This is a genomic window from Amphritea balenae (genome assembly GCF_003858655.1).
In the GTDB taxonomy this organism is placed as follows: Bacteria; Pseudomonadota; Gammaproteobacteria; order Pseudomonadales; family Balneatricaceae; genus Amphritea; species Amphritea balenae.
Genome location: NZ_RQXV01000001.1, coordinates 916,974 through 936,938 on the forward strand (window position 1 = coordinate 916,974; position 19,965 = coordinate 936,938).

Genomic DNA, 19,965 nt, shown 5'->3' on the forward strand with positions numbered 1-19,965 from the left:
CCTTCTTTTTAAAAGAAAGGGGCTTTCAGAGAGACTGAATATCGCTGTTAACAATTTTGACGTACAACCAGTATGCCTGTAATCATCGTGCCCTTTGGGTATGTTGCCTTGATCTTCAGCCTCTCTGAATGCCAGTACCCAGAGGGCATGCTAAGGCGTAAGGGACTTGTTCGCACCTTCCTTCGTATTGTCAGTTGATTACCAGCCACACTTATAGCAGTATCAGGTATAACGCAGATAAGGATAGTCTGAGCGACAGGTAGAAAAGGAAATACCCCCTTCAAGCAGTTACCTCTCAGGGTCATGTAGATATACGTCAAACTGACATTTTTCCACAGACCATCAATAACAGACTTTTCACACAACCTTCTGTTTTAATTAAACATTAATCGATAGAGCACCGAATAGTGTTTTGAAGATATACATCAAACTGACGCGTTATATCACGTCAATTTTACGTATATTCAGCTGTTATGTTTTCTAAGGATCACCATGGAATCTGATATTTCAGAAGAAAATACATGTGCAGGAAAACCGATAAAAGCGGCTATGATTCCTTTCTCTGGTGATTTTCTTCATGGTTGTAAAAAGTTTGCTGAATTAGCTAGATCTTCTGAGAATGAACAAGATATAAGAATTTTTAACTCATCATCTATTATTAATGCCGCATGTTTTCTTGAAGCTAGAATCAATGAGGAAATATCAATTGGTGTTCTATGCTATGGGTTTGAGGAAGATAGCCCTGAAAGTAAAGAGTGGTCTACTATCCAGAATCTTCAGAAAAAGCTTACAGTTCAAGAGAAGTGGGATTTAGTATCCTTGAGAACAAATGGGGCTCTATGGGATAAGGGTAGAGAACCATTTCAATCATTCGAAATCATCTCGTCATTGAGAAACGAATTAGTTCACTTCAAGGGTGAGTTTTTAGGAAAGGATGAAGCTCCTAATAAGAAAATAGCGGGCTTAATGAAAAGTTTCGGTGTCTCAAGTTCAGCAACATGGATTGAAGATGATTGTTCAAGCTGGGTCTCAGACCTCTTGAATTCGAAAGAGTTGTCAGTTTGGGTAAAAAACTCCATCTCCAACTTCGAGCAGTCATATTATGACCTCCGCAACCCAAAAACATAACAAGCACATTAAAAATCACCCATAAAAAGCGTGGGCTGGACTCGCTAGCGCTCGCCTTTTATGTGGGCGTTATTAAATCGGAAAAGGAGAATTCATAGATGAAGAAGATTATATTTTTATTGGGCTGTATATTTTTTATATCGGGATGTAGTGTTCATCAAGCTTGGAATGGAGACAAAAAACCCGGCTTGTCGTATGCCTCGATAGACAAAATGGGAAAAGTATCTTCAAACAGTATATCTGCCACTCTAATTAAAGAAACTTTTGAGAAACTGATTGCCGAGGGCGACAAACAAAAAATTGCAAAATTCCTCGCAGAAACTAGTGATAGAAGTACGCTTTTTATATGGAGTGCCGAATATAATGGGGCTATGGTAAACGGAAGTGGGCAAACATGCTTACAAGCTGCCAGCTATGCAAGAAGCACTAATACGACAGTAGACATATCATCATCACTGCTAAATTTACTCACGCAAATAGATCTAAACAGCGATAACGAGAATGACAAACTACTTGCTTTAAGTGTAATGGAGGCTATTACAAATCTAACATCCTCAAGCGAGCAAAGCACTTATCTTTCAGCTGGCCTATTCGGTCTTTGTTTACTGCAAGCAAATGGGGGGCTATCAGAAGCGCAGGTAGAATCTTCTATTGCTAAGCTTATCGAGGCCTCTACCTTAAAATTAGAATCAAAATCTAAAGCATTAAACCGAGAAGGTGGTGCATAACAAGAAAATACAGCCGACGCCTGAAGGCGTTGGCTGATTTTGGCGTTATGTGTCACAAGTATGAAAGTCATCGATTCTGAAAATTGGGCGTGGTTTCTTTTTGAGTATGAAGGTAGTTTGTACTTGGATGCTAACTGCAACATGAGCGCATTTGACTATATGTATATGATTCAGCTAAATGAGCAGAAGCAGAAGCAGAAGCAGAAGCAGAAGCAGAAACAATATAAAGATGGTGGCCGTGAGTATCTAAATAAACTTGCTCACGATATTCATTATTCTGTTCCTATTGCTAAAAACACATCATCGATCTACAAAGGCCGCGATGTATCGAAAGAGCTTTCTGAGTTAGCAACTGAAGCCGTTAAAACGTGGCGCGAAGCCAGCAATGAAAGCTAAACACATAACAAGCAAAGGCAGCATCGCCCTGCGGGCTGGACGCGCTAACGCGCGTCGCTGCTTTGGCGTTATGAGTCTGCCAGAAAGGAGTATTGATGAAGCTTGATGGATTAGTCCCTCTATATAAAAGTATGAAGACTCAAGGCATTGACCGATATAGGCTTGAATACAAATGCGGGAAAGCAATTTTCGACGTGTTCTTTTTTATAGATGATTCACCTTACTTACTCCTTTTCGGCGTAAAGGGTGGCAGTTTCAGTTTTGAGTTAAAAGTTGAAAATGGATTCGTTATAGATCACAAACTTGATAACGATACCTACAGAAAATTGTGTGAGGTATTGGGTCTTGAATATGACCCAGAAAAACCGTTTAGTCCTTGGAGTTTCTTTTCAGAATTCAATGGAAAAGTGCCTAATTCTGCTTTTTCTAACCAAAAAGTAAAGCCACAAGATGTTGCTCCATATAAAAGTGTTGCAGAAGAACAAAACAAAATATATTTCGTAGGCTGGCGAGATAATTATAAGTGGGGAACTACAGTTCAGCAGGCTAATCTTGATAAAACCAAAGAGCTACTAGGAGCGCGTGCTTACATAAGGTGCAAAGAGAAGAATATTAGTAGTTGTTGGACGGATCAAAAGGATCAAGCAATTGAAGTTTCATTGCCCTAACATAGAAGCTCATAATAAGGCGCTGCTACGGAAAATTTACTCGCTAGCGCTCCTAAATTTCTGCAGAGCGCGGCGTTAAGTGGCATGAGGCATCGAATATGAAAAGAGGTTTGTGGGTTCTATCTTCGGTAATACTAGTTGCTACTTTAATAGCAGTTCTATTTATTGATTATAAAGATCCAGACTCTATAGATCTATCGCCCGATTTTCTTACACCACTTACTCAGTCATCTCTATCGGCTGTAGGAGAATTTAGAAATCAAATCAGACCGCTTGAAAGTGAGGTTGGAAATATTCGCTCCTCCATTAGTGCTATTGGTAGTCAAAGAACGCCAACACCAAGCCTTAATGCTTTTAACCAACAGTTTGTTTCTGCTGTTCAACAAGCGGATTCACAACGGCAGCAACAATTGCAGGAAATCCAAAATCGATTAGGTCAGGTCGGAACACAACTTGTTGATCTAAATCAAAGAGCAACTGCAATGGATGTAAGGATTCAGGACTCAGTTCGTTTAATTAATGAAAGGGTCACTACTGTGACGTCGAGCCAAAGCAAGAAGCAGGACCCGCTTCAGCTTATAGTTGTGCTGGTTGGCTTGGTTGTTAGTTTCTCAACGATGCTATTAGCGTGGCGTAAAGACTCAAGAGAAGAAAGGGATGAAATCCGGAGATCTAAAGATGCCACTTAACAAACGCATCAAAGGAGATGCTCGTAACTCGCGCGTTTTACGCGGGTGTTATGCCATCTAGTTACCCACGATTAGTAGACACCTTCTATAGTTAAGTTTATCCCTAGCGTGGAGGTGTACGATGGCTAAAAAGAGAAAAGGAACAAGGAAAGAACGGGAAGCGAGGAAGAAATTGCTCTCTGAACCTTGGTGGAAGCTGCTAGATATCAAGGTGTTAATCTCGATTATTACTGTGCTGTTGATGATTATTGGGTTCGTTGCAGTAAATTAGTTGGCACCTTCGGTGCTGGACTTTCAAACCTGCGGCTTTTTCCGGCCCTTGTTGGAGGCGTTATATCTAGCCAACCAGATCAAGTACTGAACTTTCCCACTAACCGCTAAATTCCCAGAATAAGTAGTCAATTCAGGGGCCGTCTATCGGCACGTTGAATCGAGTATCATCTAGGATTATTATCCACTGGAAAATATGTTTAATAAGGAGTTATCAGATGGTGCTGTTCTTCCCAATCAATCAGGAACTTGATTGCATCAGTAGTAGCGGTCGTATTCTCGGGAAGATAAAGTTTGATGTCTTTAAAGAAGAGTACCTGTTCTACCCCGACGATGACTCAGTCGTGTTATCAGATATTGAAGTAGCATGCGTTGCAGAACGAATTGCAGGACTGTATGCCGGTAAGTATTCCTTCCCTATGCAGGATGATGATTGATCCCTATAACCTAGACCAGCAACCTGGCTCAGCAACCTGGATCAGTAACCGGGGACAGATAAGACTGACTGTACATATCCCCTAACTATGCCCATAAAAAAACGCGGCCTCTTAAAAAGAGCCGCGTTTTTTCTTCTGGTCACTAGCAAGTGCCGAAGGCACGTCTAGCCACTGCTCACAAAGTGAGCTTATAAAACTTTAGCGATCGACTGGGTCAGGTAGTCAACATTACTGGTAGACAGGCCTGCCACATTTACACGGCTTGAACCTACTACATAGATGCTGAACTCATCCTGCAGGCGCTGAATCTGATCGCCATCGATACCTAGGAATGAGAACATACCGTTCTGGGTGGTGATAAAGCTGAAGTCACGGGTAACACCGTTCTCTACCAGTTTCTCAACAAACAGCTGACGCATGCCGGCGATACGTTCACGCATCTCTTGCAGCTCGCCGTGCCACTGTGCAGTCAGTTCATCGGAACTCAGAATCGTCTCAACCAGCGCAGCACCGTGTGCCGGTGGCATTGAGTAGTTAACACGAACCACTGTCACCATAACCGCACCGATAATATCCGCTGATGCAGCGTTTTTACCGATAATAGAGCACGCACCGATACGGTCGCGGTACAGGCCAAAGTTCTTAGAACATGAGCTACAGATGATCATCTCATCAACAGAGTCTGCCATCAGTCGCAGACCGTAGGCATCAACATCCAGCCCCTGACCAAAGCCCTGGTACGCAATATCAACAACCGGCGTAAAGCCGATCTCACGGGCCAGCTCAGCAACCTGCTGCCACTGTTCCTTGTTAAGATCCATACCACTCGGGTTATGGCAGCATGCATGCAACAGCACCGCATCGCCCGCTGGAATCTGTTTCAGCGCTTCAACCATTGCGTCGAAGTCCAGGCACTTATTCTCATAGTCATAATAAGGATAAGTTTCGATGTTCAGGCCAGCAGCTTTAAACACACCCTGGTGGTTTGCCCAGGTCGGATTGCTCACCCAGATCGTGGTACCCGGTTTGGTTTTGTTAATCAGTTCACCAGCTATGCGTAGCGCACCTGTACCACCCGGAGTGGAAACAGTACGTACACGGTTTTCGCGAATAACCTTGTGATCACCCAAAATAAGTGAGGCTATCTTGTCATTGAATAACGCCGATCCTGCTGAGCCTAAGTAGACCTTGCTGGTTTCGTTCTCAACCCGAAATTTTTCAGCAGCTTTTACACAAGCTAAAACCGGTGTATTACCAGCCTCATCTTTGTAAATACCAGGACCGAGATCAATTTTATTAGGGTTGGTATCGGCTTTGAATTTTACCGATAAACCTAAAATTGGATCAGCTGGCGGATGCTGTAACTGGGAAAACATAAGATTTAGTACCTTTTAATGTCTATGCTTCATTTCTATCTATTGCAGTTAGCCATGTACTACTGACAAACCGACCATTTTTTTGCAAAAGTTAAGCAACCCGATGAGTTGTTGTTTTGCAAAGTCAATTGGCGACATATTATTCCTTAACGCTGTTGCCGTACAGTGTTTTAGCGCCTTTCTATGCCTAAAAAGAGTTTTGGCAAGCGGATTTGATCTAACGCAGCCTCAAGGGCGATTTCTACTGCTAAAAACAGTCGAATACTAAAACTGCACTGATCTGAAGGATCGCTTTAATTTATCCACCATTTCGCATAGCATCCGCACTCGCATATACGGCTTTTTCAGCCGATACCGGTCAGCATCTATTACCCAATTGAACCTGTGCAATAGAAATTAGTTAAAGAGGCATTTCTTGTCAGACTCAGATCCCCATTTGCACGAACTTAATTGCCAGAATATATGGGCCGGTTTCAAGCAACTGGTACCTATCTCTTTCTTTGTTGTCATCTTCGGACTTGCCTTTGGCCTTGCTGCCACGCAGGCCGGACTGGATAACTCGTCAATTATCGTTATGAGCACCTTGGTATTTGCCGGCGCATCACAGTTTGCTGCTCTTGAGTTATGGAGCGTTGAAGTGGCAATTATTCCGCTGGCGGTCACTGTATTTGCTATCAATGCCCGCCATCTATTAATGGGCGCGACGTTATACCCCTGGCTGCGCCAACTGCCTCCGACAAAGCGCTATACCGTCATGCTTGTTGTTTCAGATGCTAACTGGGCCATGTCTATGCAGGCCTTTACCCGGGGCGAACCTGCCATGGGGCTTTTATTCGGCGGGGGCCTTGCCCTCTGGTCCTTCTGGATACTAGGTACCTGGTTAGGCCTTTACTTTGGTAACGCTATTCAGGACCCGGTGAGTTTAGGCCTGGATATGGTCATGGGTTGCTTTTTGCTTGCGATGGTCGTTGGGGGACAAAAAGACTTTCGTATGTTCATTATCTGGATAGTCGCGGCGGTCTCATCACTCCTGGCTTATTGGTATTTGCCACCTAATAGCCATGTAATTGTTGGCGCGCTGGCCGGCGGTATTCTGGGTGCTATATGGTTGGAGAAAAAACGATGAGCATAGAAACCACCGGATACGGCCCGCTGATTATTATCCTGATCATGGCAGTAGTAACACTGGCAACCCGCTGGGGCGGCGTTTTTGTGATGTCTTTCGTACCGATCAGCTATAGGGTAAAGCAGTTTATCAGTGCTATGTCCGGCTCAGTACTAATTGCGCTACTCACTCCACTGGCTATCAGTGGTGATAACGGCGCACGACTGGCGTTACTGACCACGGCTGTCACTATGTTGATTGTAAAGAAACCTCTGCCAGCCATTGCTGCCGGGATAATTGCAGCAGCGCTGTTCAGACAGATCTGACTATTTTGTACATAGCGATTACTAAAACTCAGAATTTTTCTGCAGGAATCTATTGAACCTCTAGTAACCAGAGGTTTTATACTGCCCGGCATTAGTAATTGGCAAGAGATAATCTTGCTTTACTACCATCGAACTAACAAAAGGTTTAACGATGACACTCGCACAAAATCAACCAGACAATATGGGTTGGTGGCTCCTCAGTCTGGCCTGGAGTATTGCTCTGGTATCAACACTAAGCGCACTTTTTATCGGTGAAATTCTGGGCCAGATGCCCTGTGTATTATGTTGGTATCAACGCATCTGTATGTTTCCACTTGCGCTGATACTCGGTATTGCAGCGCTACGCTCAGACATGAGTATTGTATGGTATACCCTACCACTTGCGCTTATAGGCACCCTCATTGCTGCATACCACTCTCTGACTTACGCAGGTTATATCCTGACGCCGATAGTTCCATGTGGGCAGGGAACATCCTGTACTGGTAGTAATATGACGATTCTCGGTGGTATCTCACTACCCTATCTTTCTCTGGCAGCCTTTACCGCTGTCAGCCTGATACTTTGCACATTAATTCGGAAATCAGACGCATGACTCGACCAAAAATCATTCTCAGTATTACCTTCATCGCGGCCATTGTTTTCGCTGCTGCAGCATACTTCTGGACTCAACAACGTGCTGAGTCAGTTAACGCTCAGGCGCATGAGAATAGTCTGTTAGAACGCCCCTATTCACCTAGCTTTGGCCCTGATAATGCTAAAGTTACTATCGTCGAATTCTTTGATCCAGCCTGCGAAGCCTGCCGCGCCTTTTATCCTTTTGTAAAAAGAATCATGGCTGAAAATCCCGATGATATTCGGGTTGTATTACGCTACACAACCTTTCATGAAGGTTCCGATGTCGTAGTACGTATTCTGGAAGCCGCCCGCCTGCAGAAACTGTTTAAACCCGTTCTGGAAGCAGTGCTGATAAAGCAACCGGTATGGGCTGATCATGGTAACCCGAACCTGTCACTTGTTTGGGATGCAGTCGAAGCCGCGGGTCTGAATGTAGAGCAAGCAAAAAAGGATATGCAAAGCTCCGCCATTACTAAAGTGCTGCAGCAGGATACAGCTGATGTTAAAGCAGTAGGTGTTGAGAAAACGCCAACCTTTTTCGTCAATGGTAAAGCACTACCATCCTTCGGAGCTAAACAATTAAAGGCGCTGGTAGACAGTGAATTAGCTGCCCAATAATTTATCACTATAAGAGATGAGTTGGCAGATAATCTTCAGAGGCCCGGTTTCGGGCCTATATCTACGCTAGAACCCTATCGAATTCGACCTTATCACTCAAAAACACTTCGATGATGCCGCTCATACAAACAGAAGAACCTATCGATAACACTGCCCGATATAAACCCAGACCTATTAACTCTTTCACGCTTATCTAGCCTGTTACAGATAGCTAATTAAGTAACATTACAATCCAGACAACACCTCAGCACATTTTTTACGTAGCAAATCTCTCAACATCAAAATGGCGGGGGTCACCTGCTTTCGACTCGGGCAGATTAGCCAGATGCCTACAGGTTTCGTCTGATAGTCTTTCAACAACCTGACGACTCTGCCGGTACGAAGATCATCACTCACATCCAGCACAGATTTATAGGCGATACCTCTGCCTGCTACCGCCCAACGCCGGGCTATCTCTGCATCATTACTTTCGCGGTTTCCCTGCACCTGTACCCGAAAGCGTTCGCTTTCATTATAAAAATCCCAGTTATTGTAGGCTCGGCTGCCTATCCGGTATAGCAAGCAATTGTGTTCAAGCAGCTGATCCGGATGTTCAGGTTCACCATACTGTTCAAGATATTGCGGCGATGCAAAGGCTATCCGGTTTACCGTAGCGATCTGAAACGCGATCATGGATGAATCTTCCGGCTCACCATAGCGTAAGGCGACATCAACCCTATCCATGTAAAAGTCTGACAGGTTATCGCCGATGCTCAACTGCAACGACAGGTCCGGATGCTCTTCCAGTGCATCATCCAGCCAGGGTAAGACAATATTCCGGCCTAAGTCAGATGACACTGATAGCCGTATCTCTCCGGCAATTTTCCCCCGCATCGCGTTAAGTGAAGCTTTCCCCTCCTCTAAAGAGAATAGCGACTGACGGCAATAGAGCAGAAATCGCTCACCTTCGGAGGTAATTCGCAGCTGGCGGGTAGAGCGGATAAACAGCTGAACATCCAGCTGCTTTTCCAATCGTTTCAATGCCGCACTGGCTGCAGCTGGGGTAATACCCAACTGCTTGGCTGACGCGGTAATGCTGCCACTGTCCGCTGTTCTGACAAACAAATTGAGATCTGAAGTATTCATTATCAAATTATTTTTGAAATTAATTAAATCATTAGCCTGTTTTTAGTTTAATAATTATTTCGCACAATGTCTCCATCGAAACAGTTATCCGAACAAGACAGAGGCTCCCCCATGAAAGCAATTGGTTATTTAGATTCACTCAATATTGATCAACAGAATTCATTGATTGATATCGATATACCGGTACCGACACCTGCAGCAAGAGATCTGCTGGTAAAAATTGAAGCGATCTCTGTTAACCCGGTGGATACAAAAATCCGGGCTAACGTTGCGGCCTCTGGCGATGAGCATAAAGTACTAGGCTGGGATGCCGTAGGTGAGGTCATCGAAACAGGCGAACAGACTCAGTTTTATAAAAAAGGCGACAAAGTCTGGTATGCCGGAGACCTGACCCGCCCCGGCACTAACGCTGAGTATCATCTGGTAGATGAGCGTATCGTTGGCCATAAACCTGCATCGGTATCTGATGCTGAAGCTGCCGCCCTGCCTCTGACCGCCATAACTGCCTGGGAGTTGCTGTTTGATCGCTTAGCTCTGCAACCCCTGACAGAAGAAAAAACAAAGACACCAGCATCAACTGAAAACCGCATCCTGATCATCGGTGCAGCCGGTGGTGTAGGCTCCATTCTTGTGCAACTGGCAGCTCAGTTAACTGATGCCCTGGTGATCGGCACCGCTTCTCGTCCTGAAAGCCAGCAATGGGTAAAAGAGCTGGGCGCGGATCATGTCATCGATCACAGAAAACCTTTAAGCCAGGAACTCAAACGTATCGGTATTGAAAATGTAACCCATGTTGCTTCTTTGAACGCCACCGACCAGCATTATGACGAGATAGTGGAGAGCCTTGCCCCACAAGGTAAGTTGGCACTGATAGACGACCCATCACTGCCACTTGATATCCTGAAGCTGAAAATGAAATCGATCTCATTGCACTGGGAGTTTATGTACACCCGGTCAATGTTTAACACCCATGACATTGAAAAGCAGCGTGATCTGCTCAATAACGTCGCCGACCTGATTGATGCAGGCCGACTGAAAACGACCCTGGGTGAGCACTACGGACGGATTAATGCTGAAAACCTGAAGCGTGCCCACAGCAATCTTGAAACGGGTAAAGCGATCGGAAAAATTGTTCTGGAAGTTTTTTAAAACGCGAAACAGCTTGTTTAGCTGAGTTTGCATAACCCGCGCAACTAACTCCTCTCGCCTGTAATTCAGGCGAGATACCCGATATCAACAATGATATCTTTCATATAAGGTTCTCAATTATGACCACCACACTCACCATCGTCGCCCGTATCGAAGCAATACCGGATCAGGTTGAATTGGTAAAATCAGAACTGGAAAAACTGATCGCACCTACCCGAAAAGAGGCCGGCTGCCTTCAGTACGATCTACACCAGGATAATAACGACCCTGCCGTTTTTCTGTTTTATGAAAACTGGGAAAACCGTACTTTGTGGCAGGCCCATATGGAAAGCGATCACCTCAAAGCTTACCTTAAAGCAACTGAGGGCGCTGTAGCTGGTTTCACTTTGAATGAGATGGCTCAGATATAACACCTTGGCTTAATTTCAGGCTATTTCGGTGAAGCTTTGCATTAAAACTGAGAACCTTTAGCATTAGCCTCCTCTTGAGTTAGAGAGCTTTGAATAAACCACGCTGAACCACCAGGCATCAATAAGAGAACAGCATGAATACGACAACCCTGACGCCCAGAGAAAGCTCTCTGTTCAACCCGATACTGATTGCCGGCTGTGTCATCTTATTGGTGAGCTTCTCTATTCGCGCCTCATTCGGTCTGTTCCAGATTCCCGTTGCTGAAGAATTTAACTGGCTCAGGGCTGACTTCTCATTTGCCATCGCCATCCAAAACCTGTTTTGGGGTATTGGTCAGCCAATATTCAGTGCCTTAGCTGAAAAGTATGGCGATAAAAAAGCCATTGTGGCGGGGGCATTCTGCTATGCCATCGGCCTGGTGCTGTCGGCTTTTGCTATCACGCCCGGGCAACATCAACTGCTGGAGATGCTGGTCGGTTTTGGTATTGCCGGTACCGGGTTTGGCGTTATTCTCGCCGTTGTGGGCCGCGCAGTCTCTGATAAGCACCGCTCACTAGCGCTGGGTATTACCACCGCTGCGGGCTCCGCCGGACAGATTGTAGGGCCACCGGTAACCCAATTTTTATTACAGCAGATGCCCTGGCAGTCGGTATTCATCTTCCTCGCCGGCTTTGTAATGATCTCACTGCTGGCGCTGTTCTTTATGCGCATTCCACCGCCACCACCAAAACAACAAAATGACGAGCCGATGGGCCGGGTCATTATGCAGGCGGTTAAAGATCCCTCTTTCACCTTTATCTTTGTCGGGTTCTTTTCCTGCGGTTATCAGCTGGCCTTTATTACCGCGCACTTCCCGGCGTTTATTACCGAGATGTGCAGCGTCGTTACCCCGGGTAGTGTTATTCAGTCGTTGGGGGTTTCATCGACATCGACCCTGGGCGCTATGGCGATCGCTCTGATCGGCGTATCCAATATATGCGGTACTGTTTTAGCGGGCTGGCTAGGCAGTAAGTACTCAAGAAAGTACCTGCTGGCAGGGATCTATCTGCTACGAACTATCGTTGCAGCGGCATTTATCCTCAATCCAATCACCCCCGAATCGGTGGTAGTATTTTCAATATTGATGGGTGCTCTGTGGCTGGCCACAGTACCACTGACATCCGGTCTGGTGGCACAGATTTACGGCCTCCGCTACATGGGAACCTTGTACGGGCTGGTATTTTTCTCCCATCAACTGGGCGGCTTCATCGGTGTCTGGCTGGGCGGCACTATGTACGACCTGTACGGTAACTATAACCTGGTATGGTGGGTCGGTATAGGCGTGGGCGCCCTTTCAGCGCTGGTGCATCTACCGATACAGGAACGCCCCTGGGCCGAACGTCAGCCCCAGCTAGCAACTTCCTGACAAGCTAAAAAAAAGCCCGAATGGATCAATCCACCGGGCTTTTTCTTTAAAGTCAGAGTCTGTTAGCACGGCTCAATCCATAAGTTCGATTCAACACTTAGCCACGACCCGATATTCCGCGCTCAACTGACTCACGCCAAGACCACTTTTCTTAGTGACTCTCAATTGGGTAGGAATACGCTCTTTCATCGCTTCGATGTGACTAATAACACCAATCATCTTGCCTGACGCATTCAGGTTATCAAGTGCATCCAGTGCAATATCCAGCGTTTCGCTATCCAGTGTGCCAAAGCCTTCATCCAGAAACAGGGAATCGATACTGGTTTTATGGCTAACCAGATCAGATAGCGCCAGCGCCAATGCCAGGCTGACAAGAAAGCTTTCTCCGCCGGACAAGGTTTTAGTATCCCGCTCAACATCACCCTGCCAGGTATCCAATACACTGAGCTCTAGCCCCTCACCCAGTTTACGCTTCAGCAGATAGCGACCATGCAGCCGCTCCAGCTGCTGATTTGCCAGATAAACCAGGTTATCCAGAGTCAGCCCCTGCGCAAACTTGCGGAATTTGTCACCCTTTTGCGAACCGATCAGCGAATGCAGATGCTGAATATCATCGTAGTGTTCCCTATAACGCTCTATCGCTTCGAATAGCGACTGCTGATCTTTACGACGCGCCTGATCAGAAGTCAGTTCATTACTGATTTCACCATCGCGTTTCGCCAGCTGTTCCAGGGTTATAGTCAACGCGCTAATCTGCTCTTCAACGTCGGCTCTTAAAGTTTTCTGATAGACATCAGCCTGTGGATTTTCCATAACCCGTTGCAAGCTTTGCTCAGCATTGTCCAACAGTGCCGTGGCTCGCTCGAGCTCGCTATCCAGTTGCTGCTTACGCTCAATAAGCCGCTTTAGTTCTTGCTCGGGCAATAGCGCATCTTGGAATGTTGCTTCTGTATCAAACGGGCTTTGTGAGAGTAGTGATGCCCAGCGGTCCTGCCGCTCTGAAACCCGGCTTTGCTGTTCCTGAAGCGCTTGTTGCAAGCTATTCAATTCAGCTGTCAGGGCTTTATGATCACTGGATAGCTGATGGGTTCGGTCCTGGGCCTGCTGATAATGTTTCTCTGCCGACTGCAACGCAGCCAGGCTCTTTGACCGTTCCTCGTCAATCCGCTTATCTCCGAATATCTCCCGACGCTGTTCTGTCAGTTGCTGGACCGAAAGGTCCAGACTCTGACGTTCGGAGTCAAGCTGAGCTAACTGAGTCCCGAGCTCCTTAAGCTGCTGCTGGCTGTTTTTCTGTTCGGCATCCAGTCGATTCAGGCTGCTACTAAGTTGCTCTTTTTTCGCATGATTACTGTCCCACAACTCAGCATCCTGTCGCTTCGTATCCAGCCACTGCTGAAACTGATCTGGATGAAGCAGCACATCTTCCGGCAGGCTATAACCCTGCTCGGTTAACTGAGTAATAAACGCCTCTTGCTGCAAACGGATCTGGTCGGTTCTCTGAACCTTATCTTGCCGGGCTTCCTGCAAGGCCTTCGAGGTATTAGCAACAGCCTGCTCCGTCAACTTGAGTCCGGAGGTCAGTTGCTCAGCATTTCGTTTAGCATTATCCCAACGCTGTTTTACTTCGTCCCGCTGTTTATTCAATGCTTTGAGGTTTTGAATGGCCGTGATGCATTGATTTAACTGCGCTTGTACGCTGCTTTCAAATTGCTGCAGACTTTGCCCATCGGCGATCACAAAACTGACTTGCAGGGCCGCTGCGACTGTTTGCCATTGCTGTTCCAGACCGGTCTGCTCAGCTCTGATATCAGTCTGTCGTTTACTCAACTCTTGCAGATAACGGTCCAGCGACTCCAGCGTGACACTAAGTTCCTGACCTTTCTCTTTAATCGCATGAAGCTCTTTTTCAGCCGCATCTTTATCTTTCACAGTCTGCGACAGGTCCGGCGCTCCGTCATCCAGTTTCGGGTGCTCATGCGAACCGCACAAGGGGCACTCTTCACCCTGCTTCAGTGCTGCACGAAACTGAGCCAGCTGTTCATCCTGGGTTACCAGCTGACACAGTGCATTAAACAGCTGTTCCTGCTTTTTATATTGCTCACGCAACTGAGAGCGGCTTTGCTGCATTACCTGTTGTCGCTTCTGCTCGTTCTGCCGGGCCGCACACTTTTCCTGATATTCTGTTTCAAGCTGTTGCCAACGACGATTTAACTCCTGCAATGTAAGCAGTTTCAGGCTATTACTATTTAACTGTTCACGCTGAGCTTCAATCCGTTCAAGTTCCAGCTCAGTATCGCCATTCTCACAGGCTTTAATGCAAGCCTCATTCGCTGCTTGCCAGGCTTGCTCATCGCGGCTCGCTTCTGCCGCACTCTGCTGTTGTTGCAGTTTTTGTTCCGCTAAAGCTTTCTGCTGCTGGCTCAGCTGTTGCTGCAGGCCCTTCTCCTTATTAATCAGGTTATCTAAAGCATTCTGTTCAGAACGTGTCTGTTGCGCCTGAAGCTGCCACTGACCCAGGTATTGCTTTAACGACCGGTCTGCCTGATGTTGCTGCAGATACTGATTAATACTGTGTAATTCAACGGTCTGACTTTCGATCTGAGCACTGATCGATTTCAGCAGTTCATCACAGGCCTGCTTTTTACTACCGTTATCAGCGATCAGCCGGCCTCTGTCTTTAGATTTTTCCTGTATAGCAGCGATCTGTTGTTCAAGCGGAACCACTTTATCGTTAATTAAACCTTCCTGCTGTTCATGGAACTGCTTTGCTGTGGATAACTGTTCCTGTCCCTGCTTGAGCTGCCCGGCGGCATTTTCCAGTTGTACTTTAAGCCCCGCCTCGGCAACTTGTTTCTCGTTCAGTAAACCTTTGCTGTTAGTGGCTTGCTGCTGCGCATCTTGCAGCAACATAAAAGGTGTTCTGAGTTTTTCTGCCGGTTCACTTTGCTGTAATCGCAACAGGTCTGGTTGAGCCTGTATCAGCTGATCTTTGGCTGTCATCAAGCCCGAAGTCGTGGTCGTTTTGTCCTGCTGTGCCCTATCGTACTGCTGCCACCAGCTAAGATGGTTAGTGTATTCAGTTAACTGGGTTTTCTGTGTCGCCTGTTGCTGCTGAAGTTGCGATAGTTCTTGTCTGAGCAGCTGAAGGTTTTCTTCTGTTAGCAGCTGTACGCCTTTGGCCTGGGCTTCCAGTTCAGCTTTCTTTTGCTTAGCTTGTGAAAAATGCTGATGTACCTTTTCAGAAATAAGGCCGTAAACCTCGGTTCCCGTCAACTCTTCTAACAACTCGGCCCGCTCAGCCTCTTTTGCGTTCAGAAAGGCGGCAAACTCACCCTGCGAGAGCATCATTGATTTGGTAAAGCGGGAAAAATCCAGACCGGTAATCTGTTCAATGATTTCGCTCTTCTGCCTGATCTGAGTGGCCAACACCTTACCCGTTGCCACTTCGGCCAGTTCAACATCTGCCTGTTGCAGATTGCCATCCGCTTTACCCCGCGAACGTCGCATACTCCAGTGGGCGCGGTAGGCCTGACCTTTCACTTCGAACTGCACTTCTGCTGAGCACTCAGAAGCCCCACGGGTCATAATCTCATTGCTCGAGGTAGAGATCTGACCCAACCGGGGCGTCTGGTGATATAGCGCCAGACAGATCGCATCCAACAGGGTTGTTTTCCCCGCCCCCGTTGGCCCGGTAATAGCAAACAGGCCATTATCAGCGAACGGTGACTGGGTAAAATCGACTTTCCATTCATCTTTAAGGGAGTTCAGATTCTTGAACTGCAGGCTTAATATCTTCATGCCGCTGACTCCGGATTTTCAACTTCGGTGAGGATTTCACGAAACTGTTGTTCCATCCTGACCCGTCTTGCGGTTTCAACTTCACCTTCAAAACTTTCCAGTTCCAGACGCTTGGCAAAAACTTCCTGGGGCGTCAGCTCTGCTAAGGTTTCCCGTTCAATTTGAGACAAAGCTTGTTGCGTACGATTTCGGGACCGACGTAACTGTAATACTTCGACATTCAGGCCTTCGGTCATCTGCTGAACCCGCTGCTGCAGATCAGACAGATAATCCTGCACTTGCACTTCGATACAGAGCCATACCGGTAGAGACTCATCTCTATCTTTATATTCTGCTAACTGACAGGCTATCGATTCTAAGTCACCTTTTATCACCGCCATCGGCTGAGAAACCGGTACCTCCAGTGGCGTAACTTTCGACTGTTGGCTGGAATTAAACTCCACCATCACTACCTGCTTGGTGGTTTTAAGCTCATCGAAACTCAATGGAATAGGTGAACCGCTATAGCGAATATGGTCAGACTTAGCGACTATTTGCGGCCTGTGGATATGCCCTAAAGCGATATAGTCCGCCGGTGGAAAACCATCGGCAGCGAAACCTTCCAGAGTACCGATATAGATATCACGTACTGAATCTGACTGGCTGACACCTAATGCAGTCAGGTGACCGGTGGCGATAATTGGCACAGCTAAACTTTTAGAATCCCTAAGGTTCACAGCTTGCTGATACAGCTGATGGTAATGCTGTTTTATTGCATCACCTAATGCCTGACGCTTTTCCAGACCCGATTCACCTGCACTACTCTGGATAACATCGCGGGGCCGGATAAAAGGGATCGCACAAAGAATAGCGCCGGTCTCTTTTTGGCGGTTTCGCAGCTCGATTATCTGTTCAGAAAACAGCTGACCATCTTGCCCTGAGGTATTTTCACCGACCTCAGTAGCGACATTGGCAATAACATGGGTATTAAGACAGGCCACCAGCTGTTTTGACTCATTCAGCGTCGACACCGAATCATGGTTTCCGCCTAATACCACCAACGTGCAGCCAAGTTGATTGATTGCGACGATAAAGCGGTTATACATCTCCCGGGCATAACTGGGAGGTGTACCCGTATCAAAAATGTCCCCGGCAACAATCACAGCATCGATCTGTTGTTCATCTACCTGCATTAGCAACCAGTCAAGAAAAGCCTGATGTTCCGCCTTACGACTTTTAGTGAAAAAGCTCTGACCCAGGTGCCAGTCAGATGTGTGCAGGATTTTCATAGCGAACGCCCGTAAGCCGTCAAAAAAAGGACAAATATCCTATCACAGAGCGACTACTTATAAGGGGTATTTTTATGCATAGAAGAGAGAGAATATAATCGATCAGATAACTATTTATACTTCCCGACAAACAATGACAGGTGTCACCACGGATGGAATTTATTCAAACCAGTAAACCAGAATTCACACTGCGCTTTGCCACCCCTGATGATGCAGGCTTAGTTCTCAGCTATATGTAGGGAACCTGCAAACAAGCCCTAAGCTTTCTCAGTGGACAGTAAATCGACTTAGTGCGCGAATGGCTGCGCAGCGGAATGACGAGTCCTTTCCAAGCAGTCAGACAAAGCAATAAGTCGATTTAATGTCCACCCCTTCTTTTTTAAAAGAAGGGGGCTTACAGAGCGATCCAATTTCTTTGTTAGCCATTTTCGACAGGCAACCAGCATGTCTGTAATCGCTGCCTCGAACTTGAACCGCTCTATAAGCCTGAGGTGCTTGGGGTTTGCTCGCAGGTTCCCTGGGTACTTACCAGAAGATGCGAGATAAAATCACCGCCACTGAAGAGGACTTCCACCGACTGCTTTCTGAGGGCCGAGGTGAGACCATCTTCGGGCAGTACGATGGCGAAACCGTCGCCTTCATCTACTTTTATCAAAATTCATCAGCTTTTACGGGACAAACCGGTTTATACATTGATGGCTTTCTTGTGGATGAAGCGATGAAAGGAAAAGGCCTGGGCAAGATCATGATGGCCTATATGTCACAACTCGCGCTGGAACGAGATTGTCAACGACTGGAGTGGGGCTGTCTGGACTGGAATCAGCCCGCAATCGACTTCTATCGTAAGCTGGATGCTTATAGCGTTGAAGAAATGCGTATCTATCGTTTCGGCCCTGAACAGTTAGAAAGTAATGCCAATAGCTTTAACTAAGAGATGAAACTAAGTTCTTTAAGCCTCACTACAAGACATAACGACTTCTGTTACGGCTGTATATTCAGCAGCGAGACGAACATCGAAATAACGACTGTGCAGAACATAAAGCAGAAAATACGTTAAAACAGGGGCCCTTTGAAGGATTTTTTTAAATTCAATTTCTTAGCAAGCTTGATCGACCTAGCTTAACGCCACTAACGCCTGGCACTGAAGCTTCTGACTCCCGTTTACGCTCTTCTCTGGGGGTCAGTCCATAGTGGTTACGATAGGCCGTACTGAAATAGGAAGCACTGGAAAAACCACAGGCTAAACCGACCTGTAGTGCAGGCTTATCACTCTGGCGTAGCAACTGCCTCGCCATCTCCAGACGCAGTTCCAGATAGTATTTTGAAGGCACCGTCTGCAGATGTTTCTTGAACAGCCGCTCCAGGTGGCGACGTGACACCCCAACATGAAAGGCAAGATCGTCAGTACTTAGTGGCTCTTCGATATTCGCTTCCATCAGAGTAACCGCTTCAATAAGCTTAGGTTGGCTGGCACCGATACGGGCTTTCAACGGAACCCTCTGCTGATCATCACCGGAGCGCATTCGTTCACAGATAAACTGTTCAGAAATGGATGCAGCCAGATCCATATCGTAATGCTGACCTATAAGAAACAACATCATATCCATCGCTGCGGTGCCACCACTGCAGGTATAACGATTAGCATCAATCTCAAACAAGTTATTGGTGACCTGTGTATCTGGAAATTCATCCCGCAGGCTGGCCATATCCCACCAGTGGATTGTGGCGCGGTAGCCATTCAGCAATCCGGCGCAGGCCAGCAGGTATGAGCCGGTACCGATACCACCCAGAGCCATGTTCGAGCGGGACTGACGTCGCAACCAACCGAGCACCATTTCATTACCTGTGCGAGCGATGGGGCTCGCACCACAGACAAAAATTGCATCCAGCTGGGGAATGTCCGCCAAACTGCAGTCCACCAGTGTTTTCACCCCGAAACTACTAGCTACCGCTTCGCCATCATGACTGATCAGTACAGTCTCGTAGCAATCATCTCCGGTTACCCAGTTGGCCATACGCAAGGGCTCAATCCCCGCTGAAAACGCGATCAGGGAAAAGTTAGGCAGCAGCAGGAAACCAAACCGATGCGGTCTGCTTTGAGAATTGTCACGTGACAACTGGCTATCCACCAAAACGCATCTCCCATGCTCGTTAACTATTACGTAAAACCAATTAAGTAAGACTATTTAGCAGGACTTTTTAGCCGGGCTGATAAACAGATCAGTTCAGAAGCCACAGCATACTGATAATAGTGGCCTCTTTCCCCAGTAAAGATGATCGAATGTCAAAATAGCGCAAGTTCATGTCGCGCTATATAAATTCCTGCGCTGTTATATGTCATCACTTTTGCTGATACTAAATATAGACCTTTATGGCGTAGCAATTGATATCGCTACCTCAAATAAAAACAAAATGAGTGCCATCAGAATCAGGCACCACAATAATAACGA

General features: G+C 46.6%; 20 protein-coding genes. 15 read left to right on the top strand and 5 right to left on the bottom strand.

What is annotated here, in order from left to right; all coding sequences use genetic code 11:
- Positions 1-492 precede the first annotated feature (492 nt).
- From EHS89_RS04070 to EHS89_RS04095, 7 genes are all read left to right on the top strand, one after another.
- Positions 493-1,128, top strand: a complete 636-nt coding sequence (locus tag EHS89_RS04070; RefSeq protein ID WP_124924806.1) for a hypothetical protein — start codon at positions 493-495, stop codon at positions 1,126-1,128.
- 98 nt (positions 1,129-1,226) lie between these two features.
- A complete protein-coding gene (locus EHS89_RS04075; RefSeq protein ID WP_124924807.1) occupies positions 1,227-1,856 on the top strand; it encodes a hypothetical protein in 630 nt (209 codons plus the stop codon).
- Between the two features lie 60 nt (positions 1,857-1,916).
- The gene (locus tag EHS89_RS04080; protein ID WP_124924808.1) at positions 1,917-2,252 is read left to right on the top strand and encodes a hypothetical protein; all 336 of its coding nucleotides are present in this window, start codon (positions 1,917-1,919) and stop codon (positions 2,250-2,252) included.
- Between the two features lie 95 nt (positions 2,253-2,347).
- Complete coding sequence (locus EHS89_RS04085) at positions 2,348-2,920, top strand: DUF6037 family protein (protein ID WP_124924809.1); 573 nt, start codon at positions 2,348-2,350, stop codon at positions 2,918-2,920.
- Between the two features lie 98 nt (positions 2,921-3,018).
- Positions 3,019-3,609 (top strand): hypothetical protein, encoded by a 591-nt coding sequence (locus EHS89_RS04090; RefSeq protein WP_124924810.1) that lies wholly within the window; start codon positions 3,019-3,021, stop codon positions 3,607-3,609.
- 121 nt (positions 3,610-3,730) lie between these two features.
- Positions 3,731-3,880, top strand: a complete 150-nt coding sequence (locus EHS89_RS21020) for a hypothetical protein (protein ID WP_170167404.1) — start codon at positions 3,731-3,733, stop codon at positions 3,878-3,880.
- Positions 3,881-4,097: 217 nt separating this feature from the next.
- The gene (locus EHS89_RS04095; RefSeq protein WP_124924811.1) at positions 4,098-4,316 is read left to right on the top strand and encodes a hypothetical protein; all 219 of its coding nucleotides are present in this window, start codon (positions 4,098-4,100) and stop codon (positions 4,314-4,316) included.
- A gap of 188 nt (positions 4,317-4,504) precedes the next feature.
- On the opposite strand, the gene EHS89_RS04100 is transcribed toward EHS89_RS04095, so the two are convergent.
- Positions 4,505-5,692 carry an amino acid aminotransferase gene (locus EHS89_RS04100; RefSeq protein WP_124924812.1) on the bottom strand — a complete coding sequence of 396 codons (1,188 nt, stop codon included), beginning with the start codon at positions 5,690-5,692 and terminating at the stop codon, positions 4,505-4,507.
- A 415-nt stretch (positions 5,693-6,107) separates the two neighbouring features.
- Between EHS89_RS04100 and EHS89_RS04105 the strand changes: the two genes are divergently transcribed.
- The 4 genes from EHS89_RS04105 to EHS89_RS04120 all read left to right on the top strand — a co-directional run bounded on the left by EHS89_RS04105 (position 6,108) and on the right by EHS89_RS04120 (position 8,356).
- Positions 6,108-6,818, top strand: coding sequence for an AzlC family ABC transporter permease (locus EHS89_RS04105; RefSeq protein WP_124924813.1), 711 nt, complete (start codon positions 6,108-6,110; stop codon positions 6,816-6,818).
- Complete coding sequence (locus EHS89_RS04110) at positions 6,815-7,123, top strand: AzlD family protein (protein ID WP_124924814.1); 309 nt, start codon at positions 6,815-6,817, stop codon at positions 7,121-7,123. Before EHS89_RS04105 ends, EHS89_RS04110 begins: the two co-directional genes overlap by 4 nt.
- 151 nt (positions 7,124-7,274) lie before the next feature.
- Positions 7,275-7,715 carry a disulfide bond formation protein B gene (locus EHS89_RS04115; protein ID WP_124924815.1) on the top strand — a complete coding sequence of 147 codons (441 nt, stop codon included), beginning with the start codon at positions 7,275-7,277 and terminating at the stop codon, positions 7,713-7,715.
- Entirely contained in the window at positions 7,712-8,356 is a 645-nt protein-coding gene (locus tag EHS89_RS04120; RefSeq protein ID WP_124924816.1) for a DsbA family protein, read from the top strand. The genes EHS89_RS04115 and EHS89_RS04120 overlap by 4 nt, the downstream gene beginning before the upstream one ends.
- 225 nt (positions 8,357-8,581) lie before the next feature.
- Here EHS89_RS04120 and EHS89_RS04125 read toward each other — a convergent pair whose 3' ends face one another.
- The gene (locus EHS89_RS04125; RefSeq protein WP_124924817.1) at positions 8,582-9,481 is read right to left on the bottom strand and encodes a LysR family transcriptional regulator; all 900 of its coding nucleotides are present in this window, start codon (positions 9,479-9,481) and stop codon (positions 8,582-8,584) included.
- Positions 9,482-9,592: 111 nt separating this feature from the next.
- On the opposite strand from EHS89_RS04125, the gene EHS89_RS04130 reads away from it, so the two are divergent.
- The 3 genes from EHS89_RS04130 (at position 9,593) to EHS89_RS04140 (ending at position 12,446) form a co-directional block, all read left to right on the top strand.
- Positions 9,593-10,630, top strand: a complete 1,038-nt coding sequence (locus tag EHS89_RS04130; RefSeq protein ID WP_124924818.1) for a zinc-binding alcohol dehydrogenase family protein — start codon at positions 9,593-9,595, stop codon at positions 10,628-10,630.
- A 119-nt stretch (positions 10,631-10,749) separates the two neighbouring features.
- Positions 10,750-11,040, top strand: coding sequence for a putative quinol monooxygenase (locus tag EHS89_RS04135; RefSeq protein ID WP_124924819.1), 291 nt, complete (start codon positions 10,750-10,752; stop codon positions 11,038-11,040).
- Between the two features lie 134 nt (positions 11,041-11,174).
- Complete coding sequence (locus EHS89_RS04140; RefSeq protein ID WP_124924820.1) at positions 11,175-12,446, top strand: MFS transporter; 1,272 nt, start codon at positions 11,175-11,177, stop codon at positions 12,444-12,446.
- 90 nt (positions 12,447-12,536) lie between these two features.
- Here EHS89_RS04140 and EHS89_RS04145 read toward each other — a convergent pair whose 3' ends face one another.
- Both EHS89_RS04145 and sbcD read right to left on the bottom strand, forming a co-directional pair.
- Positions 12,537-16,247, bottom strand: a complete 3,711-nt coding sequence (locus tag EHS89_RS04145; RefSeq protein WP_124924821.1) for an AAA family ATPase — start codon at positions 16,245-16,247, stop codon at positions 12,537-12,539.
- Positions 16,244-17,515 (bottom strand): exonuclease subunit SbcD, encoded by a 1,272-nt coding sequence (gene sbcD, locus EHS89_RS04150; RefSeq protein WP_124924822.1) that lies wholly within the window; start codon positions 17,513-17,515, stop codon positions 16,244-16,246. The genes EHS89_RS04145 and sbcD overlap by 4 nt, the downstream gene beginning before the upstream one ends.
- Before the next feature lie 502 nt (positions 17,516-18,017).
- On the opposite strand from sbcD, the gene EHS89_RS04155 reads away from it, so the two are divergent.
- The gene (locus EHS89_RS04155) at positions 18,018-18,446 is read left to right on the top strand and encodes a GNAT family N-acetyltransferase (RefSeq protein ID WP_229753473.1); all 429 of its coding nucleotides are present in this window, start codon (positions 18,018-18,020) and stop codon (positions 18,444-18,446) included.
- A gap of 157 nt (positions 18,447-18,603) precedes the next feature.
- Here EHS89_RS04155 and EHS89_RS04160 read toward each other — a convergent pair whose 3' ends face one another.
- Entirely contained in the window at positions 18,604-19,632 is a 1,029-nt protein-coding gene (locus EHS89_RS04160) for a GlxA family transcriptional regulator (RefSeq protein WP_229753471.1), read from the bottom strand.
- Positions 19,633-19,965: the final 333 nt, after the last annotated feature.

Excerpts from the sequence above, each read along its gene's own strand:
- EHS89_RS04070 (WP_124924806.1), top strand. The coding sequence starts at position 493 with ATGGAATCTGATATTTCAGAAGAAAATACATGTGCAGGAAAACCGATA.
- EHS89_RS04075 (WP_124924807.1), top strand. The coding sequence starts at position 1,227 with ATGAAGAAGATTATATTTTTATTGGGCTGTATATTTTTTATATCGGGA.
- EHS89_RS04080 (WP_124924808.1), top strand. The coding sequence starts at position 1,917 with ATGAAAGTCATCGATTCTGAAAATTGGGCGTGGTTTCTTTTTGAGTAT.
- EHS89_RS04085 (WP_124924809.1), top strand. The coding sequence starts at position 2,348 with ATGAAGCTTGATGGATTAGTCCCTCTATATAAAAGTATGAAGACTCAA.
- EHS89_RS04090 (WP_124924810.1), top strand. The coding sequence starts at position 3,019 with ATGAAAAGAGGTTTGTGGGTTCTATCTTCGGTAATACTAGTTGCTACT.
- EHS89_RS21020 (WP_170167404.1), top strand. The coding sequence starts at position 3,731 with ATGGCTAAAAAGAGAAAAGGAACAAGGAAAGAACGGGAAGCGAGGAAG.
- EHS89_RS04095 (WP_124924811.1), top strand. The coding sequence starts at position 4,098 with ATGGTGCTGTTCTTCCCAATCAATCAGGAACTTGATTGCATCAGTAGT.
- EHS89_RS04100 (WP_124924812.1), bottom strand. The coding sequence starts at position 5,692 with ATGTTTTCCCAGTTACAGCATCCGCCAGCTGATCCAATTTTAGGTTTA.
- EHS89_RS04110 (WP_124924814.1), top strand. The coding sequence starts at position 6,815 with ATGAGCATAGAAACCACCGGATACGGCCCGCTGATTATTATCCTGATC.
- EHS89_RS04115 (WP_124924815.1), top strand. The coding sequence starts at position 7,275 with ATGACACTCGCACAAAATCAACCAGACAATATGGGTTGGTGGCTCCTC.
- EHS89_RS04120 (WP_124924816.1), top strand. The coding sequence starts at position 7,712 with ATGACTCGACCAAAAATCATTCTCAGTATTACCTTCATCGCGGCCATT.
- EHS89_RS04125 (WP_124924817.1), bottom strand. The coding sequence starts at position 9,481 with ATGAATACTTCAGATCTCAATTTGTTTGTCAGAACAGCGGACAGTGGC.
- EHS89_RS04130 (WP_124924818.1), top strand. The coding sequence starts at position 9,593 with ATGAAAGCAATTGGTTATTTAGATTCACTCAATATTGATCAACAGAAT.
- EHS89_RS04135 (WP_124924819.1), top strand. The coding sequence starts at position 10,750 with ATGACCACCACACTCACCATCGTCGCCCGTATCGAAGCAATACCGGAT.
- EHS89_RS04140 (WP_124924820.1), top strand. The coding sequence starts at position 11,175 with ATGAATACGACAACCCTGACGCCCAGAGAAAGCTCTCTGTTCAACCCG.
- EHS89_RS04145 (WP_124924821.1), bottom strand. The coding sequence starts at position 16,247 with ATGAAGATATTAAGCCTGCAGTTCAAGAATCTGAACTCCCTTAAAGAT.
- sbcD (WP_124924822.1), bottom strand. The coding sequence starts at position 17,515 with ATGAAAATCCTGCACACATCTGACTGGCACCTGGGTCAGAGCTTTTTC.